The 24,078-nt window shown below is 73.1% G+C and carries 20 protein-coding genes; 11 read left to right on the top strand and 9 right to left on the bottom strand.

Annotated elements, in window-relative coordinates:
* Nucleotides 1-309: 309 nt before the first annotated feature.
* Nucleotides 310-1,596: a M6 family metalloprotease domain-containing protein gene (locus AC6I72_RS18165; protein ID WP_498004727.1), complete on the bottom strand. Its 1,287-nt coding sequence runs from the start codon at nucleotides 1,594-1,596 to the stop codon at nucleotides 310-312.
* A gap of 890 nt (nucleotides 1,597-2,486) precedes the next feature.
* On the opposite strand from AC6I72_RS18165, the gene AC6I72_RS18170 reads away from it, so the two are divergent.
* Nucleotides 2,487-3,140, top strand: coding sequence for a TetR/AcrR family transcriptional regulator (locus AC6I72_RS18170; protein WP_498001963.1), 654 nt, complete (start codon nucleotides 2,487-2,489; stop codon nucleotides 3,138-3,140).
* A gap of 285 nt (nucleotides 3,141-3,425) precedes the next feature.
* Entirely contained in the window at nucleotides 3,426-4,982 is a 1,557-nt protein-coding gene (locus AC6I72_RS18175; RefSeq protein WP_498001965.1) for an MFS transporter, read from the top strand.
* A gap of 36 nt (nucleotides 4,983-5,018) precedes the next feature.
* Here AC6I72_RS18175 and AC6I72_RS18180 read toward each other — a convergent pair whose 3' ends face one another.
* Nucleotides 5,019-5,555, bottom strand: a complete 537-nt coding sequence (locus AC6I72_RS18180; RefSeq protein ID WP_498001967.1) for a MarR family winged helix-turn-helix transcriptional regulator — start codon at nucleotides 5,553-5,555, stop codon at nucleotides 5,019-5,021.
* A gap of 173 nt (nucleotides 5,556-5,728) precedes the next feature.
* On the opposite strand from AC6I72_RS18180, the gene AC6I72_RS18185 reads away from it, so the two are divergent.
* From AC6I72_RS18185 to AC6I72_RS18195, 3 genes are all read left to right on the top strand, one after another.
* Complete coding sequence (locus AC6I72_RS18185; protein ID WP_498001969.1) at nucleotides 5,729-6,517, top strand: dioxygenase family protein; 789 nt, start codon at nucleotides 5,729-5,731, stop codon at nucleotides 6,515-6,517.
* A 621-nt stretch (nucleotides 6,518-7,138) separates the two neighbouring features.
* Nucleotides 7,139-8,137 (top strand): sigma-70 family RNA polymerase sigma factor, encoded by a 999-nt coding sequence (locus tag AC6I72_RS18190; RefSeq protein WP_498001971.1) that lies wholly within the window; start codon nucleotides 7,139-7,141, stop codon nucleotides 8,135-8,137.
* Between the two features lie 849 nt (nucleotides 8,138-8,986).
* Nucleotides 8,987-9,712, top strand: coding sequence for a TetR/AcrR family transcriptional regulator (locus tag AC6I72_RS18195; RefSeq protein ID WP_498004728.1), 726 nt, complete (start codon nucleotides 8,987-8,989; stop codon nucleotides 9,710-9,712).
* 61 nt (nucleotides 9,713-9,773) lie between these two features.
* Here the strand turns inward: AC6I72_RS18195 and AC6I72_RS18200 are convergent, their stop codons facing one another.
* On the bottom strand, nucleotides 9,774-10,772 hold the full coding sequence (locus AC6I72_RS18200; protein WP_498001973.1) for a helix-turn-helix transcriptional regulator: 999 nt from the start codon (nucleotides 10,770-10,772) through the stop codon (nucleotides 9,774-9,776).
* Between the two features lie 62 nt (nucleotides 10,773-10,834).
* Between AC6I72_RS18200 and AC6I72_RS18205 the strand changes: the two genes are divergently transcribed.
* The 5 genes from AC6I72_RS18205 to AC6I72_RS18225 all read left to right on the top strand — a co-directional run bounded on the left by AC6I72_RS18205 (nucleotide 10,835) and on the right by AC6I72_RS18225 (nucleotide 17,041).
* The gene (locus AC6I72_RS18205) at nucleotides 10,835-12,388 is read left to right on the top strand and encodes an MFS transporter (RefSeq protein WP_498001974.1); all 1,554 of its coding nucleotides are present in this window, start codon (nucleotides 10,835-10,837) and stop codon (nucleotides 12,386-12,388) included.
* Nucleotides 12,389-12,590: 202 nt separating this feature from the next.
* Entirely contained in the window at nucleotides 12,591-13,352 is a 762-nt protein-coding gene (locus AC6I72_RS18210) for a DeoR/GlpR family DNA-binding transcription regulator (protein ID WP_498001976.1), read from the top strand.
* Nucleotides 13,349-14,296 (top strand): 1-phosphofructokinase, encoded by a 948-nt coding sequence (gene pfkB / locus AC6I72_RS18215; RefSeq protein WP_498001978.1) that lies wholly within the window; start codon nucleotides 13,349-13,351, stop codon nucleotides 14,294-14,296. The genes AC6I72_RS18210 and pfkB overlap by 4 nt, the downstream gene beginning before the upstream one ends.
* A 184-nt stretch (nucleotides 14,297-14,480) precedes the next feature.
* Complete coding sequence (locus tag AC6I72_RS18220) at nucleotides 14,481-16,676, top strand: PTS fructose transporter subunit IIABC (protein ID WP_498001980.1); 2,196 nt, start codon at nucleotides 14,481-14,483, stop codon at nucleotides 16,674-16,676.
* A gap of 110 nt (nucleotides 16,677-16,786) precedes the next feature.
* On the top strand, nucleotides 16,787-17,041 hold the full coding sequence (locus AC6I72_RS18225; RefSeq protein ID WP_037852679.1) for a hypothetical protein: 255 nt from the start codon (nucleotides 16,787-16,789) through the stop codon (nucleotides 17,039-17,041).
* A gap of 136 nt (nucleotides 17,042-17,177) precedes the next feature.
* On the opposite strand, the gene AC6I72_RS18230 is transcribed toward AC6I72_RS18225, so the two are convergent.
* The 4 genes from AC6I72_RS18230 to AC6I72_RS18245 form a co-directional block, all read right to left on the bottom strand.
* Nucleotides 17,178-17,924 carry a DUF6227 family protein gene (locus AC6I72_RS18230; protein ID WP_498001982.1) on the bottom strand — a complete coding sequence of 249 codons (747 nt, stop codon included), beginning with the start codon at nucleotides 17,922-17,924 and terminating at the stop codon, nucleotides 17,178-17,180.
* A gap of 241 nt (nucleotides 17,925-18,165) precedes the next feature.
* Entirely contained in the window at nucleotides 18,166-19,389 is a 1,224-nt protein-coding gene (locus AC6I72_RS18235) for a L,D-transpeptidase (protein ID WP_498001983.1), read from the bottom strand.
* A 236-nt stretch (nucleotides 19,390-19,625) separates the two neighbouring features.
* Nucleotides 19,626-20,765, bottom strand: coding sequence for a P1 family peptidase (locus AC6I72_RS18240; RefSeq protein WP_498001985.1), 1,140 nt, complete (start codon nucleotides 20,763-20,765; stop codon nucleotides 19,626-19,628).
* A 65-nt stretch (nucleotides 20,766-20,830) separates the two neighbouring features.
* Nucleotides 20,831-22,090: a low temperature requirement protein A gene (locus AC6I72_RS18245; protein WP_498001986.1), complete on the bottom strand. Its 1,260-nt coding sequence runs from the start codon at nucleotides 22,088-22,090 to the stop codon at nucleotides 20,831-20,833.
* Between the two features lie 74 nt (nucleotides 22,091-22,164).
* Between AC6I72_RS18245 and AC6I72_RS18250 the strand changes: the two genes are divergently transcribed.
* Nucleotides 22,165-22,335, top strand: a complete 171-nt coding sequence (locus AC6I72_RS18250) for a hypothetical protein (RefSeq protein WP_366723772.1) — start codon at nucleotides 22,165-22,167, stop codon at nucleotides 22,333-22,335.
* Nucleotides 22,336-22,504: 169 nt separating this feature from the next.
* Here AC6I72_RS18250 and mscL read toward each other — a convergent pair whose 3' ends face one another.
* Both mscL and AC6I72_RS18260 read right to left on the bottom strand, forming a co-directional pair.
* Complete coding sequence (gene mscL, locus AC6I72_RS18255; protein WP_498001987.1) at nucleotides 22,505-22,969, bottom strand: large conductance mechanosensitive channel protein MscL; 465 nt, start codon at nucleotides 22,967-22,969, stop codon at nucleotides 22,505-22,507.
* A gap of 57 nt (nucleotides 22,970-23,026) precedes the next feature.
* Complete coding sequence (locus tag AC6I72_RS18260) at nucleotides 23,027-23,695, bottom strand: hypothetical protein (protein WP_498001988.1); 669 nt, start codon at nucleotides 23,693-23,695, stop codon at nucleotides 23,027-23,029.
* Nucleotides 23,696-24,078: the final 383 nt, after the last annotated feature.

A 24,078-nucleotide genomic window follows, 5' to 3' on the forward strand; every position in this document is an offset into this window, starting at 1 on the left:
GTGGTCGTGGAAGGGGGGCGGGCGGTGGCTGATGGGTGCGAGTGGGCGGGGGTGGGTGGGGCGTTGCGGGTGCAGGCCTACGGTAGTCCGGTCCGTGGGCGGTGGGGCGGGGCGGTCACGGGGGCGGCTGCGGGAGCGGCCACCCAGCCGGGGGCGGGGGAGGACGGGCCGACTCCTGTCCACACCTGGGCCTCGGGCTGTGCTTGAGGCTGGGCCACCTACCCGTGAACCCGTCCCACGCTCAGGCCCGTGACCCCGGCCCGCGCTCGGGCCAGGACCCCGGGCACGCCTGCGCCGCCTGGGGTGCTCTCACTGGCGCGTCACCCGTACCCGGTAGTTCCCGTCCAGGTCCGCCGCCGCCACGTCGATGCGGATCTTCGACTGGGGGTCCTTGAACGTCTCGCCGGGGGCGAAGGGGGCGTCGGAGAGTTCGGCCTGCACGTTGGGGCTGCGGGTGCAGCCGCCGGAGTTGCGGTGGGCGTCGTAGACGGTGACGGGGCCGCGGCCGGTGTCCACGCCGGCGTTCACCTTGTAGATGAGGATGCCCGGGCGGCACACCGTCTCGTCGTTGCCTTCGCGGGTGCGCAGTTCGAGGGCGTAACCGGTGCTGCCGTCGAGGGGGACGAAGACCAGTTTGGGGCCGCTCGCCCGCTCCAGCGGGGTCAGCGTGTACTCGGCCGAGCCGTGCCTGCTCGCGCAGCTCACCTGGTCGGCGTCCAGCCAGCCCAGCTTCCACTTGTGCCAGCCGAGCAGGTCGTTGTCGGCGCCCCAGTCCTCGCTCATGATGTCCCAGTGGCCGACCGCGCCGCCGCCCTCCTGGGTGTAGAGGTCGGGCAGGCCGAAGACGTGGCCGTTCTCGTGGGGCAGCACCCGGTAGCCGGTGCGGTCGTAGGTGCCGGAGCCGTCGTCCTGGCGGGAGTAGACGAAGGACGCGTTGGCGATGGGGACGCCATCGGCGACCGGTGCGTCCGGGTTGCCCGCGAAGGTGACGGACAGGACGGTGTCCAGGGCCGAGGGGCCGGCGTTCGGGGTCATCAGCACGTTCAGCAGGTCGTAGTCCCGGAAGTTCACCGTCGGGTCGGCCGCCGCCACGATGTCCTGGACGAGTTTGCGGTAGCCCGGGTCGAAGGGGGCGCCGCGCTCGATCCCGTACTCCTTGAACGGCTTCGGCATGCGCAGCCAGTGGGTGATCGGGGTCTCGGGGCGGTAGTCGAGGCGCCCGTAGGAGGCGGTGCGGAACCACTCCTGGGTCTGCGGGAAGAACTCGTGGAAGCGGTCGAGCGCGCTGCCGTCGCCGGGGGCGTCGGAGAAGTCGATCATCAGGGTCAGGGCGTGCACGGTGCCGGTGGAGCGGGCGTACCCGCCCGCGGTGGGGACGCCCTCCGTCATCTGCACGGTGCGGGCGCCGCTGATCAGGCAGGGGGCCAGCGCGGGGACGCGGGACAGGGCGGAAGCCCCGGCTCCGGGCGCCGTGACGCCGGCCGTGAGGTGTGCGGCCCCCGCGGTGCTGACGGCGAGGGTCAGTGCGGTGACGGAGGCGAAGGCGGCGGTACGGCGGGTGAGCCGGGGGCGCGTGCGTATGGGCCAGGCAGGTATGAGCCGGGTACGGGCGAGACGGGTGCGTATGCGACGAGTACGTATGCGGTGAGCGCGTGGGCGGGGAGCACGTATGCAGTTCGCGTCGGTGCGGGGTGCGGGCGTGGGCGTAGGAGCAGGAGCAGTAGGGCCGGACGGCGGGCCGGATATGGGGCTGGTCGTGCGGGGCGGTATGGGGCGGGTTTCGTCCCTGCCGTCCGCTGCGGCCTCCGCTGTGGCCTCCGGGGCGGCGGCGGTGGGCGCGCCCAGCGTACGGTTCGTTCCCCCCGCCGGGCCGGTGCCTGCCCCGCCGGTGCCCGTCCTCGCGGAGCCCGCCTTTGCGGTGCCCGTCCTCGCGCTGCCCGTAGCCGCGGCTGCTCCGGTGCCGGTGCCGGTGTCGCTGCCCGCCGCCGCGACCGCTCCTGTGCCGGGGCCCGCCGCGCCGGCGTTCGTCCCGCCGAGGTCCGCGCCGCGGGGCCGGTGCGTGCGGTCTGTCCGGCGGCGGGGCGGCTGCGGCTGCGGCGGCATGCGTGGACCTTTCGCTCCAGGCAGCCGCCGGTCTCGCGCCGCGCGGCACCGGCTCCGCACCGGTTCGCGCCAGGCGGTCACCGGTCTCGTCTCCGGCTGCACCCTTTCGATCACCCTGTGTCGGGGGCGCGGCGGGCGCGCGCTGGAGCGGGCCGGTCGTGGGACGCGCGGTCCCGTCGTGGGAAAGGACAGGGCCAGTTGGATGTGACCCAGGTCACGAAGAATCTTTTAGGGAGCGGGAAATATCCGGGGACCTCTTCCCCGTTTAGCCCTGTGTACGAGCGAAACGGGGATCCGCTCCCCGGATCGCCCCACTGACACCGACACCGACCACGACCGCCGGATCGACCGATCAGGCGGCCCGAGGACCAGAAGGAGAAGCCGTGCCTGCCGCGACGATCGCGAACCCCGCAGCGCGCAAGGCGACCAGGCCGCGCGCCGACGCCCTGCGCAACCGGGAGCGGATCGTCACCGCCGCCCGCGAGATGTTCGTCGAGGACGGCCCCGAGGTGCCGCTCGACGAGATCGCCCGCCGGGCCGGCGTCGGCAACGCCACGCTGTACCGCAACTTCCCGGACCGCGACGCCCTCGTCCGCGAGGTCGTCTGCTCCGTGATGGACCGTACGGCGGAGGCGGCCGAGCAGGCGCTCGCGGAGACCGGCGACGCCTTCGAGGCGCTGTCGCGCTTCGTGCACGCCGCCGCCGACGAGCGGATCAGCGCGCTCTGCCCGATGGTCTGCAGCACCTTCGACCAGAACCACCCCGATCTGGTGGCCTCGCGCCACCGGGTCGAACACCTCGTCGAGGAGGTCATGGACCGCGCCAAGGCGGCCGGGCAGTTGCGCGCCGATGTGGGCGTCGGTGACCTGATGGTCGCCGCGGCCCAGCTCAGCCGCCCGCCGGCCGGCACCGGCTGTCTCACCCACGACCGCTTCGTCCACCGCCATCTGCAGCTGTTCCTGGACGGGCTGCGGGCTCCCGCCCGTTCCGCCCTGCCGGGTACGCCCTTGACCATGGAGGCTCTCCGCCAGGCCTGACCGACCGGCACCGCCTCGTCCACCGTCCGGACCGGCACCGCCTCGCCCGACCGACCGCCGTTTTGTCCGGGGGCCGGGGACCTGCTCCCTGCCTCCGCCGGGCCTGCCGTTCCCGTTCCCGTTCCTCCGCGCCGCCCGCCGGCCTTCCTTCCTGCTCCCTCTCCTTCTCGCTTCTCCCTCAGAAGTCTGTTCCGTCTTCCTCCGAAGGCCTTCGGACACCCGAAGACCGTCGGTGCGCCTTTCGACACCCTTTTTCCGTCACGAAGTCCTGAAGTGGGTACACCCATGTCCGAAACAGCCGCAAAGGCTCCCGGCGTCCTGGAGAAGTCCGGTGACGCCAACCGCTGGAAGGCGCTCGTCTTCATAGCGCTCGCCCAGCTGATGGTCGTCCTCGACGCCACCATCGTGAACATCGCCCTTCCCTCGGCCCAGAAGGACCTGGGTATCTCCGACGGCAACCGTCAGTGGGTCGTCACGGCCTACGCCCTCGCCTTCGGCGGGCTCCTCCTCTTCGGTGGCCGTATCGCCGACCTGTGGGGCCGCAAGCGCGCCTTCGTGGTCGGTCTGACCGGTTTCGCCGCGGCCTCCGCGCTCGGCGGCGCGGCCACGAGCGGTGCCCTGCTGTTCGGTTCCCGTGCGCTGCAGGGTGCCTTCGGCGCGCTGCTCGCGCCGGCCGCGCTGTCCCTGCTCGCGGTGATGTTCACCGACGCCAAGGAACGCGCCAAGGCGTTCGGCATCTACGGTGCGATCGCCGGCGGTGGCGGTGCCGTCGGCCTGATCCTCGGCGGTTTCCTCACCGAGTACCTGGACTGGCGCTGGACGTTCTTCGTGAACATCCCGTTCGCCGTGGTCGCCGCGGCCGGTGCGTACTTCGTCATCCGTGAGCCGGCCGGCGGCCGCAACCGCTCGCCGCTGGACATCCCCGGTGTGATCCTCTCGACCCTCGGCCTGGTCGCGCTGGTCTACGGGTTCACCCGCGCCGAGTCCGCCGGCTGGAGCGACGCCCTGACCATCTCCATGTTCGTCGGTTCGGCCGTGCTGCTCGTCGCCTTCGTGCTCGTCGAGTCGCGGATGCGGGCCCCGCTGCTGCCGCTGCGCGTGGTCACCGAGCGCAACCGCGGCGGTGTCTACCTCTCGCTGGGCCTGGCGATCATCGGCATGTTCGGCCTGTTCCTCTTCCTGACCTACTACCTGCAGATCGTGAAGGGCTACTCGCCGGTCAAGACCGGTTTCGCCTTCCTCCCGATGATCGCGGGCATGATCACCGGCTCCACGCAGATCGGTGCCCGGCTGATGACCCGGGTCCCGGCCCGGCTCCTGATGGGCCCCGGCTTCCTGGTCGCCGCCGTCGGCATGCTGCTGCTGACCCAGCTGAAGACCGACACCTCCTACCCGGCCCTGCTGCTGCCCGCGATGCTGCTGCTCGGTCTCGGCATGGGTACGGCGTTCATGCCGGCCATGTCGCTGTCCGCCCAGGGCGTACAGCCGCGTGACGCCGGTGTCGCCTCGGCGATGGTCAACACCTCGCAGCAGGTGGGCGGCGCCATCGGTACGGCGCTGCTGAACACGATCGCCTCCTCCGCGACCGCGTCCTACATCAAGGACCACATGGCGGCCGCGGGCACCACCCGGCCGGGGCAGCAGCTGGTGCAGGTGCAGGGTCTGGTGCACGGGTACACCAGCGCCATCTGGTTCGCCGTCGGCATCCTCGTGCTGGCCGCGGTGATCGCGCTGACCTTCGTCAACGCGGGACGACCGGGCACCACCATGGTGACCGGCTCCGGTTCCGCCTCCGGTGAGGGCGCCGAGGAGCACGTGGCGGTGCCGGTCATCGCCCACTGACGCACCACCCCGCCTCCGGGTGCCTGTCCTGGCGCCTCAGCGCAGCCAGGGCAGGTCCGCGCCCGCTTCGTTCGGCTGGAGTCCCTCGGCGACGATCTGCATGATCTCGCCGAGGGACTTCTGCTGTTCGGGGCTGAGCCGCTCGAACAGGGCCTGCCGTACGGCGGCCACGTGGCCGGGGGCGGTGCGCCGCAGCACGTCGGCGCCCTCGTCGGTGAGGACCGCGAACTGGCCGCGCTTGTCGGAGGGACAGTCCTCGCGGCGGACCCAGCCGTTCTTCTCCAGGCGGGCGACGGCGTGCGAGAGGCGGGAACGGGTGATCTTGGCGTTCATGGCCAGCTCGGTCATGCGCAGCCGGCGGCGCGGCGCCTCGGCGAGCTGGACGAGGAGGCCGTAGTAGATGTGCGGCATGCCCGCGTCGCGCTGAAGCTGGCGGTCGAGGTGGTCCTCCAGGAGCGTCGTGGCGTGGAGGTAGGCGCGCCAGACGCGCTGTTCCCCCGCGGTGAGCCAGCGCTGGTCGTGGTCGGAGGCCTCCTGGGCGGAGCAGGGCGCGGAAACGGGTGCCGTGTTCATGTGGTCCACTGTACGAGGCCACTCATTGAAAGTTAAACAAAGTCGGGCGTAGAGTGGGCCGAGAGAGCTTTAAAGTTCAAGGAGTCAGCTTCCGGCTTCGGCGGCCCGGGCCCCTCGAGCCGCCGGCCGGCCCCCCTCCCGTCCGCGTCCGCCGCCACCAGAAAGCCGCCGCCATGACCACCGCCCCGGAGCGCATGCCCGCCCTCTACCTCAGCCACGGCGCCCCGCCGCTCGCCGACGACCCCGTGTGGCCCGGCCAGCTCGCCGCCTGGTCCGCCGCGCTGCCGCGCCCCCGGGCGATCCTCGTCGTCTCCGCCCACTGGGAGGAGGCCCCGCTCGCCCTCGGCGCCGTGGAGACGGTCCCTCTCGTCTACGACTTCTGGGGCTTCCCCGAGCACTACTACCGGGTGCGGTACGCCGCTCCCGGCGCCCCCGGACTCGCCGAACGGGTGCGCAAGCTGCTGCGCGGCCCCGGCCTGCCCGTGCAGGACGTGCCCGACCGGGGCCTGGACCACGGCGCGTACGTCCCGCTCGTCGAGATGTTTCCCGACGCCGACATCCCCGTCCTGCAGGTCTCCATGCCGACCCTCGACCCGGTGAAGCTCATGGACATCGGCCGCAGGCTGGCGCCCCTGCGCGACGAGGGCGTGCTGATCGTCGGCTCCGGCTTCTTCACCCACAACCTCGCCGCCCTGCGGTACACCGGCGAGGGTGTGCCGAGCTGGTCCTCCGAGTTCGACGACTGGGGCAGGCGCGCCCTGGAGGCCCGCGACTGGGACGCCCTGCTGGACTTCCTCGACAAGGCCCCGGCCGGACGGTACGCCCACCCGCGCACCGAGCACTTCGCCCCGCTGTTCGTGACCATGGGCGCGGCGGAGGCCGCGGGAGAGCTGGACGCGCAGCGGTCGGTGATCGACGGCTTCTGGATGGGAATGGCGAAGCGGTCGGTTCAGTTCGGCTGAGGTGTCCGGCCGGTGTCCGGCCGGTCGGGACGTCCGTTCGGTCGGCGTTCCCGCCCGGCAGGGTATCCGCCCGGCGGAGGCGCCCGTCGGGTCAGGGGTTCCGTCCGGCCTGGGTTTCCGTCCGGTCGGGGCGTCGGTCCGTCCGGTCGGGGCTTCCGTCCGGATGAAGTGTCCGCCGGGCCCGGGTGTCAGCCGGGTCCGGGCCGTGGCGGGCGGTGTCCGGGAATCTCCCGAGATCCGGGATTTGCGGCAACCTTCGGGCGGCGCCGCCCGTCCATGAGGGTGGAGGGGCGACCGAGGATGACGCTCTTCCGCTGCGGGGACTGCGATATCCGTGTGACGGGTGTCTCATGCGACGGGCCGCCGACGGGGGGTCGGGCGGTTCGGGGAGGGCGCGACTCCCACCCTGACCTGCGGCTCCGCGACCCCTGCCGCAGCGCGAGACCCGGCGTGGCGGGACAGGGTACTGCATGATCAGAAAAATCGGCGGGCGGGTTGGGAATTCTGTCCGGTTTCAAGTCGTTGTTCCCATCGGATGCGGGGCACCCGAGGAGAGTCCCCCCAGAGAGTGCCGAGCGTCCTGTGGACCACCCGCTGACACACCATCGCAAGGGAGCACGCATGGCAACCCGTGCCGTCGCCCGTCGAAAGTCCGCCACCGGCGAGACGGCCGACGCGGCACGCAGTGTTCGCGTCCATGGCGGCGAGATCGCCGACCGCGACCTGGTCGGCATGTACCTCGACGAGATCGCGCGCACACCGCTGCTCGACGCCGCCAAGGAGGTCGAGCTGTCCCAGGTCATCGAGGCGGGTGTGTTCGCGCGGCAGATCCTCGACGGGTACGAGGAGTCCCCGGCCGACGCCAGTCGTGAGGAGCTGGAGGCCCTGGTCGCCGACGGCGAGCGGGCCAAGGACGTGTTCATCCGCTCCAACCTGCGTCTGGTCGTCGCGGTCGCCCGCCGCTACCCGCGCAGCGGCCTGCCCCTGCTCGACCTGATCCAGGAGGGCAACGCGGGCCTGGTGCGTGCGGTGGAGAAGTTCGACTACCGCAAGGGCTTCAAGTTCTCGACGTACGCCACCTGGTGGATCCGCCAGGCGATCACGCGCTCGATAGCGGACCAGTCGCGCACGATCCGGCTGCCCGTCCACCTGGTGGAGGAGCTGGGCCGCATCCGCCGCGTCCAGCGCGAGTTCAACCGGGAGAACGGCCGCGACCCGGAGCCCGCGGAGATCGCCGCCGAGCTGGGTTCGACGCCCGAGCGCGTCTCGGACGTGCTCGACTGGGCCCGCGACCCGGTCTCGCTGAACATGTCGGTGGACGACGAGGGTGAGACGCAGTTCGGCGACCTGCTGGAGGACACCTCCGCGGTCTCGCCCGAGCAGTCGGTTCTGACCCTGCTGCGCAGCGAGGAGCTGGACGACCTGATCGGCCGCCTCGACCAGCGCACGGCGTCGATCATCAAGATGCGGTACGGCATCGAGGACGGCCGGGAGCGCACGCTGACCGAGGTCGGCAAGGAGCACGGCCTGACGCGCGAGCGCATCCGCCAGATCGAGAAGCACGCACTGCTGGAGCTGAAGAAGCTGGCCCGCGACACGGGCTTCGACGCCGCGGCGTGACACCCGGCCGGACGGGAGTGCCCCCGCGCGGGGCACCCCCGGCCGCGGCGGGAGCCGGGGTATGCCGGGCCCGCCGGGGCGCGTATGCCACCGGCCCACTCAGACCGCGTACGCCTGGTGGCGCAAGCCCGCGCAAACATGGCTGTGGAGCGTCGCTTCAAGGGGCGGCGCGCCGGGAACAACCCTTCCGGGCCCGGAGTCACGGCCCGAGCGGCACTCCACGACACGACATCGCATCGCACCGTGCGGCAGGCCGGGCGGTGCCCGCAGACCACGTCCCGACGCACTCCCCCCGGCGCCGGGACCTTCCCAGAGCCGGGCTTCGGCGCCTTCCCCCGGGCGCCGGAGCCCGGCTCCATTGCCCTCCGGAGGGGGGCCGAGGAAGGCTGGGGGCCGATCCGTACGACGGCGTGCGGCTGTCGTCAGTACGACGGGGCCGTACGGCTGGCTCCCCCGCGGCGGCCTCTGCCGGCCTCTCCCGCGGCGGCCTCTGCCGGCCTCTCCCGCGGCGGCCTCTGCCGGCCTCTCCCGCGGCGGCCTCTCGTACAGCGGCCTCGTGGACGACGGGAACGGCACGGGGTACGGGGTGGCCCGGTGGCCCCCGTACGGCAGCCAGGAAAACTCCCTGCGGAGCCCGGTCGGCGGGGCGTGCCGGGCAGGCCGGGGAGGCGGGGCACCCCGGACCTGAACCCCGGGGTGACCCGCCAGATGGCAGATTCTGCCACACCGGCATAATCTGCCGAGGTGACGAGTCCCACCCCCGCTGACCGCAAGTCCCTTTCCGGGCCCCTTCCCCAGCCTGCCTCCCCGGCCCTTTCGCTGACCGAGCGCCGCAAGGCCGCCACCCGTATGGAGATCGCCCTCGCGGCGGCCCGCCTCTTCATGACCCGGGGACTGCGTGCCACCCGCGCCGAGGACATCGCCCAGGCGGCGGGGGTCGCCCCACGGACCTTCTACCGTTACTTCGCCACCAAGGAAGAGGCCGTGGCGCCCTGTTACGCGGCGGGCGCCGAGCGGTGGAGGGACGCGGTCCGGGCAGCCCCCGCGCAGCTCACGGTCCCGGAGGCGCTGGCCCACGCGGTGCGGCACACCTTCACCCCCGGCTCGGGGGTCTCGGCGATCTCCTGGCAGTGGGCGCGCACGCTCATCCGCCTGGCCGGGAGCAGTCCGGCGGTGCGCAAGGTCTGGGCCGAGGTCTGCCAGGAGTCGGAACGCGAGCTGGCCCGGATCCTCGAACTCCGCTCGGCACCCGAACTCAGTTCGGCACCCGAAGGCCGGTCGGCACCGGAACACCGCACGGCCTCGGAACCTCCCGTCCCCGCGCCCGGACACCAGCCGACGCCGGCAGCGGAACCACCCCTCCCGGCTCCCGAGCCGCTCCTCCCGGCTCCCGGGCTCTCCCTGCCCGGGCCCGACCTCCGCTTCTCGGCGGCCGTGGCGAGTGCCGCCGTGCGCGTGGCCGTGGAAGCCTGGGCGACCGGTGAGGCGCCGCCCACCGGCCCGGACGGCCCGGCCGCTCTGGCCCTGCGCAATCTGGCGGCCCTGCGGGACTTCCCCTGGGGCACCCACCCCTGAGTCGCCCTGAGTGCCCCTGAGTCCGTCCGAGCCCGCCGGCCCCCGGCCCACCCGTCCCGGCCTACGCCCCGCCCTCCGCCGCTCCGCTCTCCGGCCCGGCCCCCGCCGCCCGCGTCATCCGCGCCCCCAACGTCCGTACGCACTCCACGAGTTCCTGTGGCTCGCGCACCGTGAACTCGAAGCCCAGCATGGCCAGCCGCACGGCGAGCCACTCCACCCGGTCGCCGACCGTCGCGCGGAGCCGGCAGCCGCCGTCCGGCAGGGGCTCCGGTGTGCCGAACCAGCCGGGCAGCCGTGCGGCGACCGTCTCGGCGGACTCGGGAAAGGTGACCGCGAAGGTGTACGTCTCCTGCCGCCGCTGCATCGAGCGGCGCAGGTACTCCGCCGCGCTCCCGGTGGGCAGCTCGCGTGGGGCGAAGCGGGCACCGGTGGGGAAGGGCTCGCTGACCCGGTCGACGCGGAACGTCCGCCAGTCGGCCCGGTCCAGGTCGTAGGCGACGAGGTACCAGCGGCGTCCGGTCGACACCAGCCGGTACGGCTCCGTCAGGCGCCGGGTGCCGGTGCCGTCACCGGCGCGGTAGGCGAAGCGCAGCCGCTCCCGCCCGGCGACCGCCGAGGCCATCACGGTCAGCGTCTCGGGCGTGACGGAGGCCCCGTCTCCGCTGGTGAGCGGTGTGGTGGCGGCCTGGAGCGTGGAGACGCGGTGGCGCAGCCGGGCCGGCAGCACCTGCTCCAGTTTCGCCAGCGCCCGCACCGACGCCTCGTCCATCCCCTCGATCGCGTGCCCGGCCCCGGCCCGCAGTCCGACCGCGATGGCCACGGCCTCCTCGTCCTCGAGCACGAGCGGCGGCATCGCCTTGCCCGCGACCAGCCGGTACCCGCCGTCGGAGCCCATGGTCGCCTGCACCGGGTAGCCCAGTTCGCGCAGCCGGTCGACGTCGCGCCGGACGGTCCGCCGGGACACCCCGAGCCGCTCGGCCAGTTCGCCGCCGGGCCACTCGCGGGGGGTCTGGAGCAGGGACAGGAGCTGGAGGAGCCGTGCCGGAGTGTCCGTCGTCATACGTCCGAGGATGCCGCACATCTAGGACACGATCTGACCTATTGTCCGATTAGCTTGTCGGCATGACCTCCAGCGAAACCCTCGTCAGCAGCGCGGTGCGGGCGGCAGACCGCCGCCGCTGGTTCGCGCTGGCGATCGTGATGACCGCGGCCTTCATGGACCTCGTGGACGTCACGATCGTCAACATCGCCATACCGTCCATCCAGAAGGACGCCGGTGCGTCCTTCAGCCAGATCCAGTGGATCACCGCCGGTTACGCCCTCGCCTTCGCGGCCGGGCTGATCACCGGCGGACGGCTCGGGGACATCCACGGCCGCAAGCGGCTGTTCCTCCTCGGCATCGGGGGCTTCACCCTCGCCTCCGCGCTGTGCGGCTTCGCGGTGAACCCCGAGATGCTGGTCGCCTCCCGCATCCTCCAGGGCGCCATGGCGGCGATGATGGTCCCGCAGGTGCTGTCGATCGTGCACGCCACCTTCCCGGCGCACGAACGCGGCAAGGTCTTCGGCCTGTTCGGCGCGATCGTCGGGCTGGGCGCGGTCTCCGGGCCGCTGCTCGGCGCGCTGCTGACGGAGTGGAACCTGTTCGGCCTCGAATGGCGGCCGATCTTCCTGATCAACCTTCCGGTGGGTGTGGCGGCCCTGCTGCTCGGCAGCCGGTTCATCACCGAGTCCAGGGCGCCGCGCGCGCTGAAACTGGACCTCGTCGGCGTCGCCCTCGTGACGCTCGGTCTGCTGATGCTGCTCTACCCGCTGACCCGGGGCCGTGAGCTGGGCTGGCCGCTGTGGGGGTACGCGTCGATGGCGGGCGCGCTGGTGGTGTTCGCGGCGCTCGTGGCGTACGAGCGGCGCAAGGCGGCGCGCGACGGCTCCCCGCTGGTCGAACTGTCGCTGTTCCGGGTGAAGAGCTTCGCGGCGGGCATCGCCGTGCAGACGGTCTTCGGGGTCGCGCTGGGCGTGTTCTTCCTGGTCTGGACGCTGTACATGCAGATCGGCCTGGGCTGGAGCCCGCTGCGGGCGGGGCTGACCGGTGTCCCGTTCTCCCTCGCGGTGTCCGTGGCGGCGGGCATGTCCGTGCAGAAGCTGGTCCCGCGCTTCGGCCGCAAGGTGCTCCAGGCGGGCGCCCTGCTCATGGCCGCCGGCGTGCTGCTCTACATCTGGGAGTCCGGCCGCTACGGCCTGCACATCACCCCCTGGCGGATGGCGCTTCCGCTGGTCGTCATGGGGGTGGGCATGGGCCTGATCGTGGCTCCGCTGACGGACGCGGTCCTCTCCGGCGTGCCGCGGGAGCACGCGGGGTCGGCCTCCGGTCTGATCAACACCGTGCAGCAGATGGGCAACGCGCTGGGGCTCGGTCTGGTGTCGGTCGTGTTCTTCGGCGTGATCGGTGACCGGCTGACCCCGGCGCAGGTGGGCCCGGCCTTCGTCGACGCCTTCCAGCACGCCCTGTGGTGGGTGGCCGCGGTCCTGGGCGTCATCTTCGTCCTCATGGCCGCGCTGCCCGGGCGGCCGGTCCAGCACGTGGAGGGCGCGGCGGGCGCCGAGGGGGCGGACGGGTCCGGCGGCGAGGGCGGCGAGGACCTCGCGTCCGGGACCCGGGAGCGGGAACTCGTCGGCTGAGCGGTGGGACGGTCTGCGGGGTCCGGTACCGGGGAAGGTACCGGGCCCTTCGCCGTACCCGGGAGAACGCGGTGCCCCCAAGGCCGTCCCCCGTGCCGCCCGAACGTGCCCACTTGCGCCCGAACCTGTTTACTTCGCGGACATCCCGGCGTAGCCTCCGAGAGAAACCACAAATTCGGGCATCGGTCGGAGGCAAACGGACATGTACGCAGCGGAGCGGCAGCAGGAGATCCTCCGGCTCGCCCGTGACGGCGGCCGGGTGGACGTCGTCTCGCTCGCCGAGGAGTTCCAGGTGACCGCGGAGACGATCCGCCGCGACCTGAAGGCCCTCGACCGGGCCGGCCTGCTGCGCCGGGTGCACGGCGGAGCCATCCCGGCCGGCCGCCTCGACTTCGAGCCGGACCTCACCGAGCGCGAGTCCACGGCGGCCGACGAGAAGGACCGCATCGCCAAGGCGGCCCTGGCCGAACTCCCCGCCGAGGGCACGCTGATCCTCGACGCCGGTACGACGGTGGCCCGCCTGGCCGCCGCCCTGCCCCTGGAGAGCGACCTCACCGTCGTCACGCACTCCCTGCCCATCGCCGCCCGTCTCGCCGACCACCCCGGCCTCCAGCTCCACCTCGTCGGCGGGCGCGTACGGCACCGTACGCGCGCCGCCGTGGACGCCTGGGCGCTGCGGGCCTACGGCGAGATCCGCGCCGACGTGCTGTTCGTCGCCGCCAACGGCTTCTCCGCCGAACACGGCCTGACCACCCCCGACCTCGCCGAGGCGGCGGTCAAGCGCGCGGCGGTCGCCGCGGCCCGCCGCGTGGTGCTGCTCGCCGACTCCACCAAGCACGGCCAGGAGCACTTCGCCCGCTTCGGCGGTCTGAGCGACGTGGACCTGCTGATCACCGACAGCGGGCTGAGCCCCGAGGACGCGGCCGCCATCGAGGGCGGCGGCACGGAAGTAGTACGCGCATGATCGTCACCGTCACCCCCAACCCGTCCCTGGACCGCACCTACGAGGTCCCCTCCCTGAGCCGCGGCGAGGTCGTCCGGGCCACCGGCGAGCGGGTGGACCCGGGCGGCAAGGGTGTCAACGTCTCGCGCGCCGTCGCCGCCACCGGACGGCGCACGGTCGCCGTCCTGCCCCTCGGTGGTGCGCCCGGCGCACTCGTCGCCGAACTGCTCGACGCACAGGGCATCGAGGTCGCGCCGGTCCCCGTCGCCGGGGCGACCCGTTCCAACATCGCCCTCGCGGAGGCGGACGGCGTCCTGACGAAGATCAACGCGCCCGGCCCCGAACTCACCCGCGCCGAGCAGGAGTCGCTGCTGGAGACCGTACGGGGCCGGTCGCGCGCCGCCGACTGGATCGCCTGCTGCGGCAGCCTGCCGCGGGGGCTCGCGCCCTCCTGGTACGCCGACCTGGTCGCGCGGGCGCACGCCGCCGGTGTACGGATCGCGCTGGACACCTCGGGACCCGCTCTCCTGGCGGCGCTGCGCGAGGGGCCGGACGTGGTCAAGCCCAACGCCGAGGAACTGGCGCAGGCCGTGGGACGTCCGCTGGCCACGGTGGGCGACGCGGTCAAGGCAGCCGAGGAGCTGCGCGGCCTGGGCGCCCGGACCGTACTGGCGAGCCTGGGCGCCGACGGGCAACTGCTCGTCGAGGACGCGGGCGTCTGGTACGGCAGCGCGCGCGTCGCCGCCGTCCGCAGCAACGTCGGTGCGGGCGACTCCTCGCTGGCCGGCTTCCTCATCGCCGGCGGCTCCGGCCCGCGGGCCCTGGCCTCGGCCGTCGCGCACGGCGCCGCCGCCGTCCGGCTGCCCGGCAGTGTGATGCCCGGCCCGGAAGACCTGGACCCGGCGGCGGTCACGGTCACCGCCGAGGTGCCCGTGGACCGCGCCCTCACGGAGCCCGTGTCATGACCGCCGCCACCGTGACCCCCGCTGACCTCGCCCCGCTCACCGCTCCCGCCCCCGGCGGCAGCACGCCCGCCCGCCGCGGCCGCACCCCCGCCCCCGCAGCGGCACCCTCGCCCCCGCCCCCCGTCCCCACCCCCGTCCGCGCCCATCCCGCCGCCCGGGCGATACGCGCGCTAAGGAGCCCGCGATGAGTGACATGATCACCGCGGACCTGGTCGACCTCGACCTGTCCGCCGACACCAAGGAGGCGGCGGCACGCGCCCTCGCCGAACGCATGGTGGCCCAGGGCCGGGTGACCGACCTGGACGGCTTCCTCGCGGACGTCGCCGCCCGCGAGGCGCAGATGCCGACCGGTCTCGACGGCGGCATCGGCATCCCGCACTGCCGCAGCGCGCACGTCACCGAGCCGACGCTCGCCTTCGGACGCAGCGCCTCCGGGATCGACTTCGGCGCACCGGACGGCCCCGCCGACCTGATCTTCCTGATCGCCGCTCCCGCGGGCGCCGACGACGCCCATCTGACCATCCTGTCCTCGCTGGCCCGGCAGCTGATGAACACCGGGTTCACCGACGCGCTGCGGTCGGCGGGCGACGCGGCAGCGGCGGCGGCGCTGATCCGCGGCGACGAGAGCCCGGCGGCCTCCGCCGGGACGGGCGTGAGCGCACGGAGCCGTACGGCTGCCGAGAGCCGTACCACCGACTCGGAGGCCTCGGATAACCCGGAGGTCTCGGAGAAGCCGCAGCCCCCCGGGACCTCCGGGGACACCAGAGACTCCGTCGCGGCGCCGGCGGCGGCCTCCGCCGGCGCCGCGACGGGCACCTCCGCCACCCCGTCCGCCCCCGGGGCCGAACCCGCGTCCCCGTCCGCGCCCGCGTTCCGGATCGTCGCCGTCACCTCCTGCCCCACCGGTATCGCGCACACCTACATGGCGGCCGAGTCGCTGGAGAACGCGGGCCGCGAGGCGGGCGTCGAAGTGGTCGTCGAGACGCAGGGCTCGGCCGGGTTCACCCGGCTCGACCCGGCCGTGATCGCGGCGGCCGACGGCGTGATCTTCGCCCACGACGTCCCCGTACGGGACAAGGACCGCTTCGCCGGGAAGCCGACCGTCGACGTCGGCGTCAAGGCGGGCATCAACCGGCCCGGCGAGCTGATCGGAGAGGTGCGCCGCAAGGCCGCGCGGGGCGAGGTGAGCGCGGCGGCGGCACCCGGCGGCACGCCGGTCGAACGGGCCGGTGAGGCGGGGGAGGGTTACGGCACGAAGCTGCGCAAGTGGCTGATGTCCGGCGTCAGTTACATGGTGCCCTTCGTCGCGGCGGGCGGCCTGCTGATCGCCCTCGGCTTCGCGATCGGCGGGTACCGGATCAACAAGGCGCCGTCGGTCATGGACCACTTCGTCTGGACCCAGGCCGACAGCTGGGCGGCACTGCTGTTCCAGATCGGAGGGGTGGCCTTCGCCTTCCTCGTCCCGGTGCTGGCGGGCTACATCGCCTACGGCATGGCCGACCGGCCCGGACTGGTCCCGGGCTTCGTCGGCGGCTCGATCGCCCTCACGATCAACGCGGGTTTCCTGGGCGGCCTGGCGGCCGGCCTGATCTCGGGCGGCGTGGTGATGGCCATCCAGAAGGTCCGCATCCCGGCGGCGCTGCGCGGCATCATGCCGGTGGTGGTGATCCCGCTGATCTCCTCGGCGGTCGTCGGGTTCCTGATGTTCGTGGTCATCGGCAAACCCATCGCCACCGCGCAGAAGGGCATGACCGACTGGCTGAACGGCCTCACCGGCAGCAACGCCGTCCTGCTCGGCGCGCTGCTTGGCCTGATGATGTGCTTCGACCTCGGCGGTCCCGTCAACAAGGTCGCCTACACCTTCGCCACCGCCGGGATCGCGGTCTCGGATCCGAGCGACTCCGCGATGAAGATCATGGCCGCGGTGATGGCGGCGGGCATGGTGCCGCCGCTGTCGATGGCCCTGGCCACGACCGTGCGCGGCCGGCTCTTCACGCACACCGAACGCGAGAACGGCAAGGCCGCCTGGGTGCTGGGCGCCTCCTTCATCTCCGAGGGCGCCATCCCGTTCGCGGCGGCCGACCCGCTGCGCGTGATCCCCGCCTCGATGGTCGGCGGCGCGCTCACCGGCGCCCTGTCGATGACCTTCGGCGCCACGCTGCGCGCCCCGCACGGCGGCATCTTCGTCGTCCCGCTGATCGGGAACCCGTTCTTCTACCTGATCGCCGTCGCGGCCGGCGTCTGCGCCACCACCGCGCTGGTGGTGGCCCTGAAGACGCTGCGGGCGTCCCGGCAGGGCGGTGCGGACGCGGGCGCGGCGGACGGCGACGAGGGCGGGCGGACCACGCCGGAACACGGCAAGCAGCCGGTGGCGGCCTGACCGCGCCGACCGCATCCTGTCCGTTTGGGGTGCTGTGAGTAGTTCACGTCACCTGCGAGATACGTCACGGTCCGGGGCCAACGTCCCGGACCGTGGTGTTCACTTGAGACATGCCTGAGCACGTCCCGTTCCTGGTCTGGTTCGGTGTGGTCCTGCCCGCCGTGCTGATCCTCCTGTGCGCCGTCGGCCTCGCCGGCTACCGCTTCGGTCTCCGGTTCGAGATCCGCCGCAGACCGCACCCGGCCGCTCTGCGCGCCCTGCCCGCCCAGCGCGCCTCCGGCCCCCACCGGGAGTACGTCGAACTGACCCCGGCGGAGCGGGACGCCTTCGCCGGTCTGGTACGCCGGCTCAGCGACGGCCGCTGACGGCCGCCCACTGCCCACCGGCCGGCGGCGCGGCGCCCAGGGCGACCGCGCCGCCGTCGTGCGCCCGTGCCGGCCGCCCCCGTCGTCCGCGCCGCGACCGCCCGGCGCCGTCGGCCGGGCCGTGCCGCCCGGCCGCTCAGGAGACCTGGGCCGCCCGCCGCTCCATCGCGTCCCGCGCCGCTTTCTGCGTGGTGTACACCTCGCACATGTGGCGGCCGTCGGGCGTCGCCGTGTGCTCCACCTCCCACAGCGAGACCTCCACGCCGTCCCGCAGCAGGAAGGCGTGCTCGTAGAGCGAGTAACCGAGGCCGGTACGTCCCGCGCGGCAAGGCCGGCCGAAGGCCTGCGTGATCCGGTGTCCGCACGCCGTCTCCAGCAGCGCGGCGGTCTCGTCGCCGGGCCGGTCCGCGTTCTCCGCCCGCCGCAGGAGCCGCCGGGCGTGGTCGGCCGCGTCGCCGGGGGCGTACGCGTGGCGGGACGCGGGCAGGGCCGAGAGCTGCACCAGCACCGGCTGCTCGAACCGCGGTGCGTCCGGCGGCAGCGGCAGCCGTCCGGTGGCCGTGCCCAGCTCCTCCTCGTCGAGGTACACCTCGTGCTGCGGCTCGCCGCCGGGGGCGGTGTTGTGCACCAGCTCCCAGAGGGTGAGCGCCGATCCGTCGGCGAGCAGCCAGGTGTGCCGGTACGTCTCGCGGTGCAGGCCCGCGCTGTGGTGCGCGGAGTGCAGCGAGCCGTCGTACGCCAGCGCGCAGTCCAGTGCGCGGATCGTCTCGTCGGGCAGCTCGAAGGAGTTCAGCGCGCGGCCGAGGAGCCGCGCGAGCTGCTCCTCCGGAGACTCGGGCGACCGGTGTGGCTCGTACGCGGTCGTCTCGTACGGAACGCTCAAGGTTTCTCCCGGCGTTGCTGCATGTCACCTTGTGGGTGCATACCGTAGCCCCTCGGCAGGACATCATGTCCGGGAACCGAGAAAACGTACGGCGGAAAAACGGCCGGGCCGCACGAGAAGTTCCCGTGCGGCCCGGCATTTCGTCAAAATCCGCTGCTCAGCGGCCCGTTGGCACACTCGGCGGCACCTTGCCGGACCAGTGTCCGGTGGGCCCTCCGGGGCCGTCACGGGTCGGGAGCGGTCAGGCGGCGCTTCCGGCGGTCCACTCGCTCCACGACATGTTCCAGCCGTTGAGGCCGTTGTCCGGGGCGACCGTCTTGTCGGGGGAGTGCTTCACGATCACGACGTCGCCGATGAGCGAGCTGTCGTAGAACCACTTGGCGGGGGTGTCGCCCTGCGCGCCTCGCGCGTCCCGCAGGCCGACGCAGCCGTGGCTGGTGCCGGAGTTGCCGAAGGGCGGGTTGCCCGGGTTGTACCAGTAGTTGCCGTGGATGAAGGTGCCGGACGTCGTCAGTCGCATCGCGTGCGGCACGTCCGGGATGTCGTACTCGCCGCCCAGGCCGACCGTCTGGCTGTTCATACGGGTCTGGATGAACTTCTCCGAGATCACCATCTGCCCGTTGTACGTGGTGTGCTCGGGGCTGCCCGTGGAGACCGGGATCGACTTGACGGTCTGTCCGTCGCGGACGACCGTCATGGTCTGCGTGTTGACGTCGACCGTGGAGACCTGCGAGCGGCCGACCGTGAAGCTCACGGTCTTCTTCTGCACGCCGTAGACGCCGTTCGCGCCCTGCACGCCGTCCAGGTCGATCTTCATCGTGACCTTGGAGCCGGCCTTCCAGTAGTCCTGGGGGCGGAAGTCGAGCCGCTGGGCACCGAACCAGTGGCCGACCACCTGCTGGCCGCTGCTGGAGGTCACCGTGATGTGCGACTGCACGGTCTTCTTGTCGGTGATCACCTTGTCGAAGTTGAACGACACCGGCATGCCGACGCCCACCGTCGTGCCGTTGTCCGGCGTGTACGTCCCGATGAAGCTGTTCTTCGTGGTGACCGTCGTGAAGATGGAGTTCGCGGCGGCGACGCGGCCGCCGTCGTCCTTCGCCGTCGCCGAGATCCGGTACTTCGTCCCGCGGTCCAACTGCTCCTTCGGCTTCCAGGTGGAGCCGTCGGACGAGATCGACCCCGGCACGTCCTTGCCCGAACCGGCGACGGTCATCTTCACCTCGGTCAGCTTCCCGTCGCTGACCTTCACACCGGTCGCGTTGATCGACGCTCCGGTCGAACCGTCCTTGGCCGAGATGTCGATCTTGGCCGTGGACGTCTTGACGGTGTCCTTGCCGCCGCCGCCCTTGCCGTCGTCGTCGGCCTTGGCGTCGCCGCCGCATCCGGTGAGGGTGAGGGTGCCGACCATCAGGGCGGCACAGGCCCCCAGTATGCGCCGCGCTGCTATGTCCGGCGTTGTCACGGGCTGCTCCAGGTCGTGTGAAGTGAGTGGTTGGCTGCAGTGCGTGGATAGAGAGGCGGCCGACCCCTCGCGGGGTTCCCGCGGGCTCGGCCGAAAGACCGTCACGTGACAGAACCGGGACAATCGACGCCCCCATGAGACCTCCGGCCGGCCCGACGGCCCGCCCGGCAGGCGTGGTTGCCCCGTATGTCCTGCACTGTCCCCCCTGTCGCCGGGCTCGTCTCACCGCGCCCGGATCACTGCCTCCCGTACAACTCCTGGTAGGCCGGCCATGTTCCGCCGGGTCCGTCCACCGACTCGGCGGCGCGTACCGCGCGTACGATCGCGCGGGTCACGACGTCCGCTCCGGCGGCGAGCACGTCGTTCAGGGCGAGGGCCCCTGCGCGGACGAGCGAGCCGGCCGAACCGGGGGCGGACGGGGCGGTGCCGGGCGAGGCGGGTCCGGATGAGCCGGTGCCGGGGCCGGCTGAGTCGCGTTCGGGGGAGCCGGGGTCGGGGGCGAGCGGGCGCGCGCCGGTGGCGAGCGCGAACACCGTGTCCCCGTCGTCGAGCAGGTGCACCGGCCGGACGGCGCGTGCGATGCCGTCGTGCGCGGTGCCGGCGAGTTTCTGCGCCTGGGCCTTCGTCAGGTCGGCGTCGGTCGCGACCACCGCGAGCGTCGTGTTCAGCGGTGGCGGAGCACTGCGGGCGGCGGCTTCGGCGAGCCGCCGACGCGCCGCCTCGTGCACCCGCGCGTCGGGATACTCCGCCCGCCCCTGGAACAACTCGCCGTACAGCACCCCGGTTTCGGGGTCCACGGCCGATCCCGCCGCGTTGGCCACGACGAGCGCCGCCACCGTGACACCCGAGGCGAGCACCGTGCTCGCGCTGCCCACCCCGCCCTTGACCGGCCCCACGGCCGCTCCCGTCCCCGCACCGACGCACCCCTGGGCCACCGGGGCACCCGGCGCGCTCGCGGCGGCGGCCTCGACCGCGGCACGTCCGGTGGCCGCGTCCGGCCGGGCCCGGAAGTCGCCTCCCCGGCCCAGGTCGAACACACAGGCCGCGGGCACCACCGGCACCACGTGGGTGGGGCCGGGCCCCACCCGCACCCCGCGCCCGCGCTCCTCCAGCCAGGCCATCACCCCCGAGGCGGCGTCCAGTCCGTACGCGCTGCCGCCGGTCAGGACGACCGCCTCCACCGTCCGCACCAGGTTGCGGGGGTCCAGGGCGTCGGTCTCCTTGGTGCCGGGTCCGCCGCCGCGCACGTCCACGGCGGCCACGGCACCGCCCTCCGGGGCCAGCACGACCGTCGTCCCGGTGAGCCACCCGCCGCCCGTGCGGGTCGCGTGGCCCACCCGCATCCCGGCGACATCCGTCAAAGCGTCCACTGTCATGCGCGTCAGTCTCCCCGTCGGCCGGCCCGGTCGCGGGCGCGGAACCCCGGGGACCGCCGAGGACGTCAGGCCGCCTGCTGCGCCGTCCGGTCCCCGCCAGAGCCGGCCCCGCCCGGCCCGGCGGCCATCCGCGCGGTCAGGACGACACCGGTCGTCACGGCGAGGGCGGAGACGAGACCTGCCGCGAGCACCGCCCACCGGCCCAGGAAGGTGCAGCAGATCACCAGCAGGGCGGTGGCCGGCAGGACGAGCTGCTGGGCGATGCCCACCTTGAAGTGCCGGGCGTGCAGCGCCCAGACGGCGATCAGGTAGAGCGCGGTCGGCAGGGTCACGGCGGCGGACGCCTCCAGAGCCGACAGGTGGCTCTTGCCGACGGCCTGCTCCACCGTCACCTCCAGCCCCGCGCCGATCGCCGCCGCCGAGGCGAAGATCAGGTAGTGGCCGTACCCCCACAGGAAGGACTCGTGGCTGGAGCGCAGATGGCCGTGGATCGGCACCACGAAGTAGATCCACCAGGCGGAGAAGACGATCAGCAGGCCGCCCGCCGCGATCGGCAGCAGCTCGCCCAGCGCGAAGTGCTCGTCCGCGGCCGACTTCACCGCGACCGTGGCCGCCGCGACCGTCTCGCCCAGCACGATGATCGTGAACAGTCCGTACCGTTCGGCGATGTGGTGGGGATGCCAGGAGGTGGCGTGCACCCTCTCCGCGTACACCGGCACCGACAGCTCCGCGAACACCATCACCAGGAACACCCACGGCCTGTCCGGTTCCGGCAGGAGCACCAGACCCGCCCAGCCGATCTGGCACAGCAGCACGCCGGTCGCGTAGCGGACCGCCATGCGGCGCTCCGCGCCCTCGGCGCACCGGGCCGCGCGCAGCCACTGGGAGGCCATCGCCACCCGCATGATCACGTAGCCGAGCCACATCAGGAAGAAGTCGTGCTGGGCGAAGGCGCGGGAGATGCCCGCCGCCAGCACCAGCACGCCCGCGATCTGCACCAGGGTGACGACCCGGTAGAGCACGTCGTCGTTGTCGTACGCCGAGGCGAACCAGGTGAAGTTCATCCACGCCCACCAGATGGCGAAGAACGCCATCGCGTAGTTCAGGATGCCCTGCCCGGCATGGCCCTCCGCCACGGCGTGGACCAGCTCGACGCCCGCCTGCGCGATCGCCACGACGAAGCACAGGTCGAAGAAGAGCTCGAGCGGTGAGGAGACCCGGTGGGACTCGTGTCGCCCGCGCGCGGTCAGCGGGCGCAGCGGCGGGGGGACGCGGGCGGGCTCCGGGGAGCCGGATTCCCGGGCGGAAGCGGAACTGGACGTCATGGCACCCAGCACACCAGACGGCCGCCGGAAAATCCCGCGGGGGGCGCGTTCGCCGGGGACCGTACCCTGGAGGCATGAGCACTGCCCCCGAGCCGCGTGACCCGAAGAGCGCGCTGGTCTTCGACGATCCGCTGAACCAGCAGTCCACCGACGACACCGACCGGGGCTGGGGCGAGCGTCCGGACGGCGACGCCGCCGCCGACCTCAAGCGCTTCCTCGACGAGAAGCCGCCGCACCACCTGTGACGCTGCGGCCCGCCGCACCGCCCGCGCCCCCGAGGGCCGCCGAACCACCCGAGACCGAGACCCCACCGGCTCCACCGGCCTGGTCGGCCCCGCCGGCCCGGTCCGCTCCGTCGGTGTGGTCCGTCCGACGGGCACGGTCCGTCCCACCGGTCCGGTCCGCCCGTGACCGCTACACCCGCTCGTGCCGGCCGCCGCGCTGCGCGACCAGTTCGTCGCGGATCTCCTTGAGGACCTGCAGTTCGGTCACCTCGACGACCGGCGTCCCCTGCGCGCTGTCCTTGGCCTTCTTCCGGGCCTCCTGGCGGGCCAGGAACTTGGCCATGGGCAGGACCATCAGGAAGTAGACCACCGCCGCGGTGATCACGAACTGCAGGGTGGCGCCGAGGACCGAGCCCCACATGATCTGGATGCCCTGGTCGCCCTTGCAGCTGGAACTCAGGCACGAGCTGTAGTGGTCGAGGTTCTTGGTGCCGATCGCCCCGACGACCGGGTTGATCACGCCCTTCACCACGGAATTGACGATGTTGCTGAAGGCGGCGCCGACGACCACCGCGACTGCCAGATCGACGACGTTCCCGCGCATCAGGAAGGCCTTGAAGCCCTGCCAGACGCTCGGGTCCTTCTCCGTACTCACTTCGGGACTCTCCTCTGCCACGCAGGTTGTACAACAAACAGCTCAGCAACCTATGGCTCACCAGAGGGTCACCGCCAATCGGGCCGTCGCGCCCGCCCCGGCCAGCTGCGCCGCCGTGGAACGCGGCACAGCCAGCGTGACCAGGGCACTGTCCGTGCCGCCTCCGTCGGCGGACCCCCCGCCGGTGCCCGTGGCCGAACCCATGTGCGCGGCCGCGCCGGGGCCGCCGAGGGACTCCGGAGCCCTCCTCACCCGTGCTCCGGAGGCCACCACCCGGGCCCGGCCGCCCGTGGCCGGGTCGGGGACGGCGATCACGTCCACACGGTCGCCGGGCCGCAGCAGCCGGACCGTCGCCGCGTCGGCGACGCGCACGGGCACGGTCACCGTCCGGTCCGTGTCCGTGGGGCGGCCGCCGTGGACGGAGGCGGCCGGCCCGGCCGACGGCCGTGGGTGCCCGCGGGCGGGGGCGCCGCGAGGGGCGTCCGCGTCCGGTGTCAGCCGCGGGCCCGCGGCCACCAGCGCGGCGGCCGTGACCGCCAGACCGGCCGCCACGGCCCGTCCGCGCTGCCGCAGCAGCCGGCGCAGCCGGTACCGGCCGCCCCGCACGCGCACGGGAGCGAAGTGCGGCACCTCGCACGGCTCCGGGGCTTCCGTGCCGGGCGGGTGGGAAGGCAGCGGGCAGGAGGAGAAGCGGTCAGCGGCCGCGAACCGGTCAGCCGTCGCCAACTGGCCGTCGGTCGCCCACCGGTCATCGGTCGCGGGGCGGCCGGCGCCGGGGGACGCGAGGGGGTCCGCTGTGCGGCAGGGGTCCGCTGCCGCAGCGCGGTCCGTGGTCGGCGCGCTGTCCGCGGCTGCCGAAAGGGACGCCGGGAGGGCCGACGAGAGAGACGCGGACGAGGACGGGAGGAACGCGGACGAGGGGCTCGTGGACGAGGACGAGAGGGGCGTGGACGAGAGGGACATGGGAGTCACCACCTGCGCTCGGGGCACCGGCGTGGAACCGGCTTGCGATGCCACGATGAGGCCTCGCGCCGAACGCCGCCGGAGCCCGTGCGTTACTCGCTGGTTGTGGACAACTCCCTCACCCGAAGGAGAGGTTCCGCCTGCTT

It is taken from the genome of Streptomyces sp. Xyl84 (genome assembly GCF_059731885.1).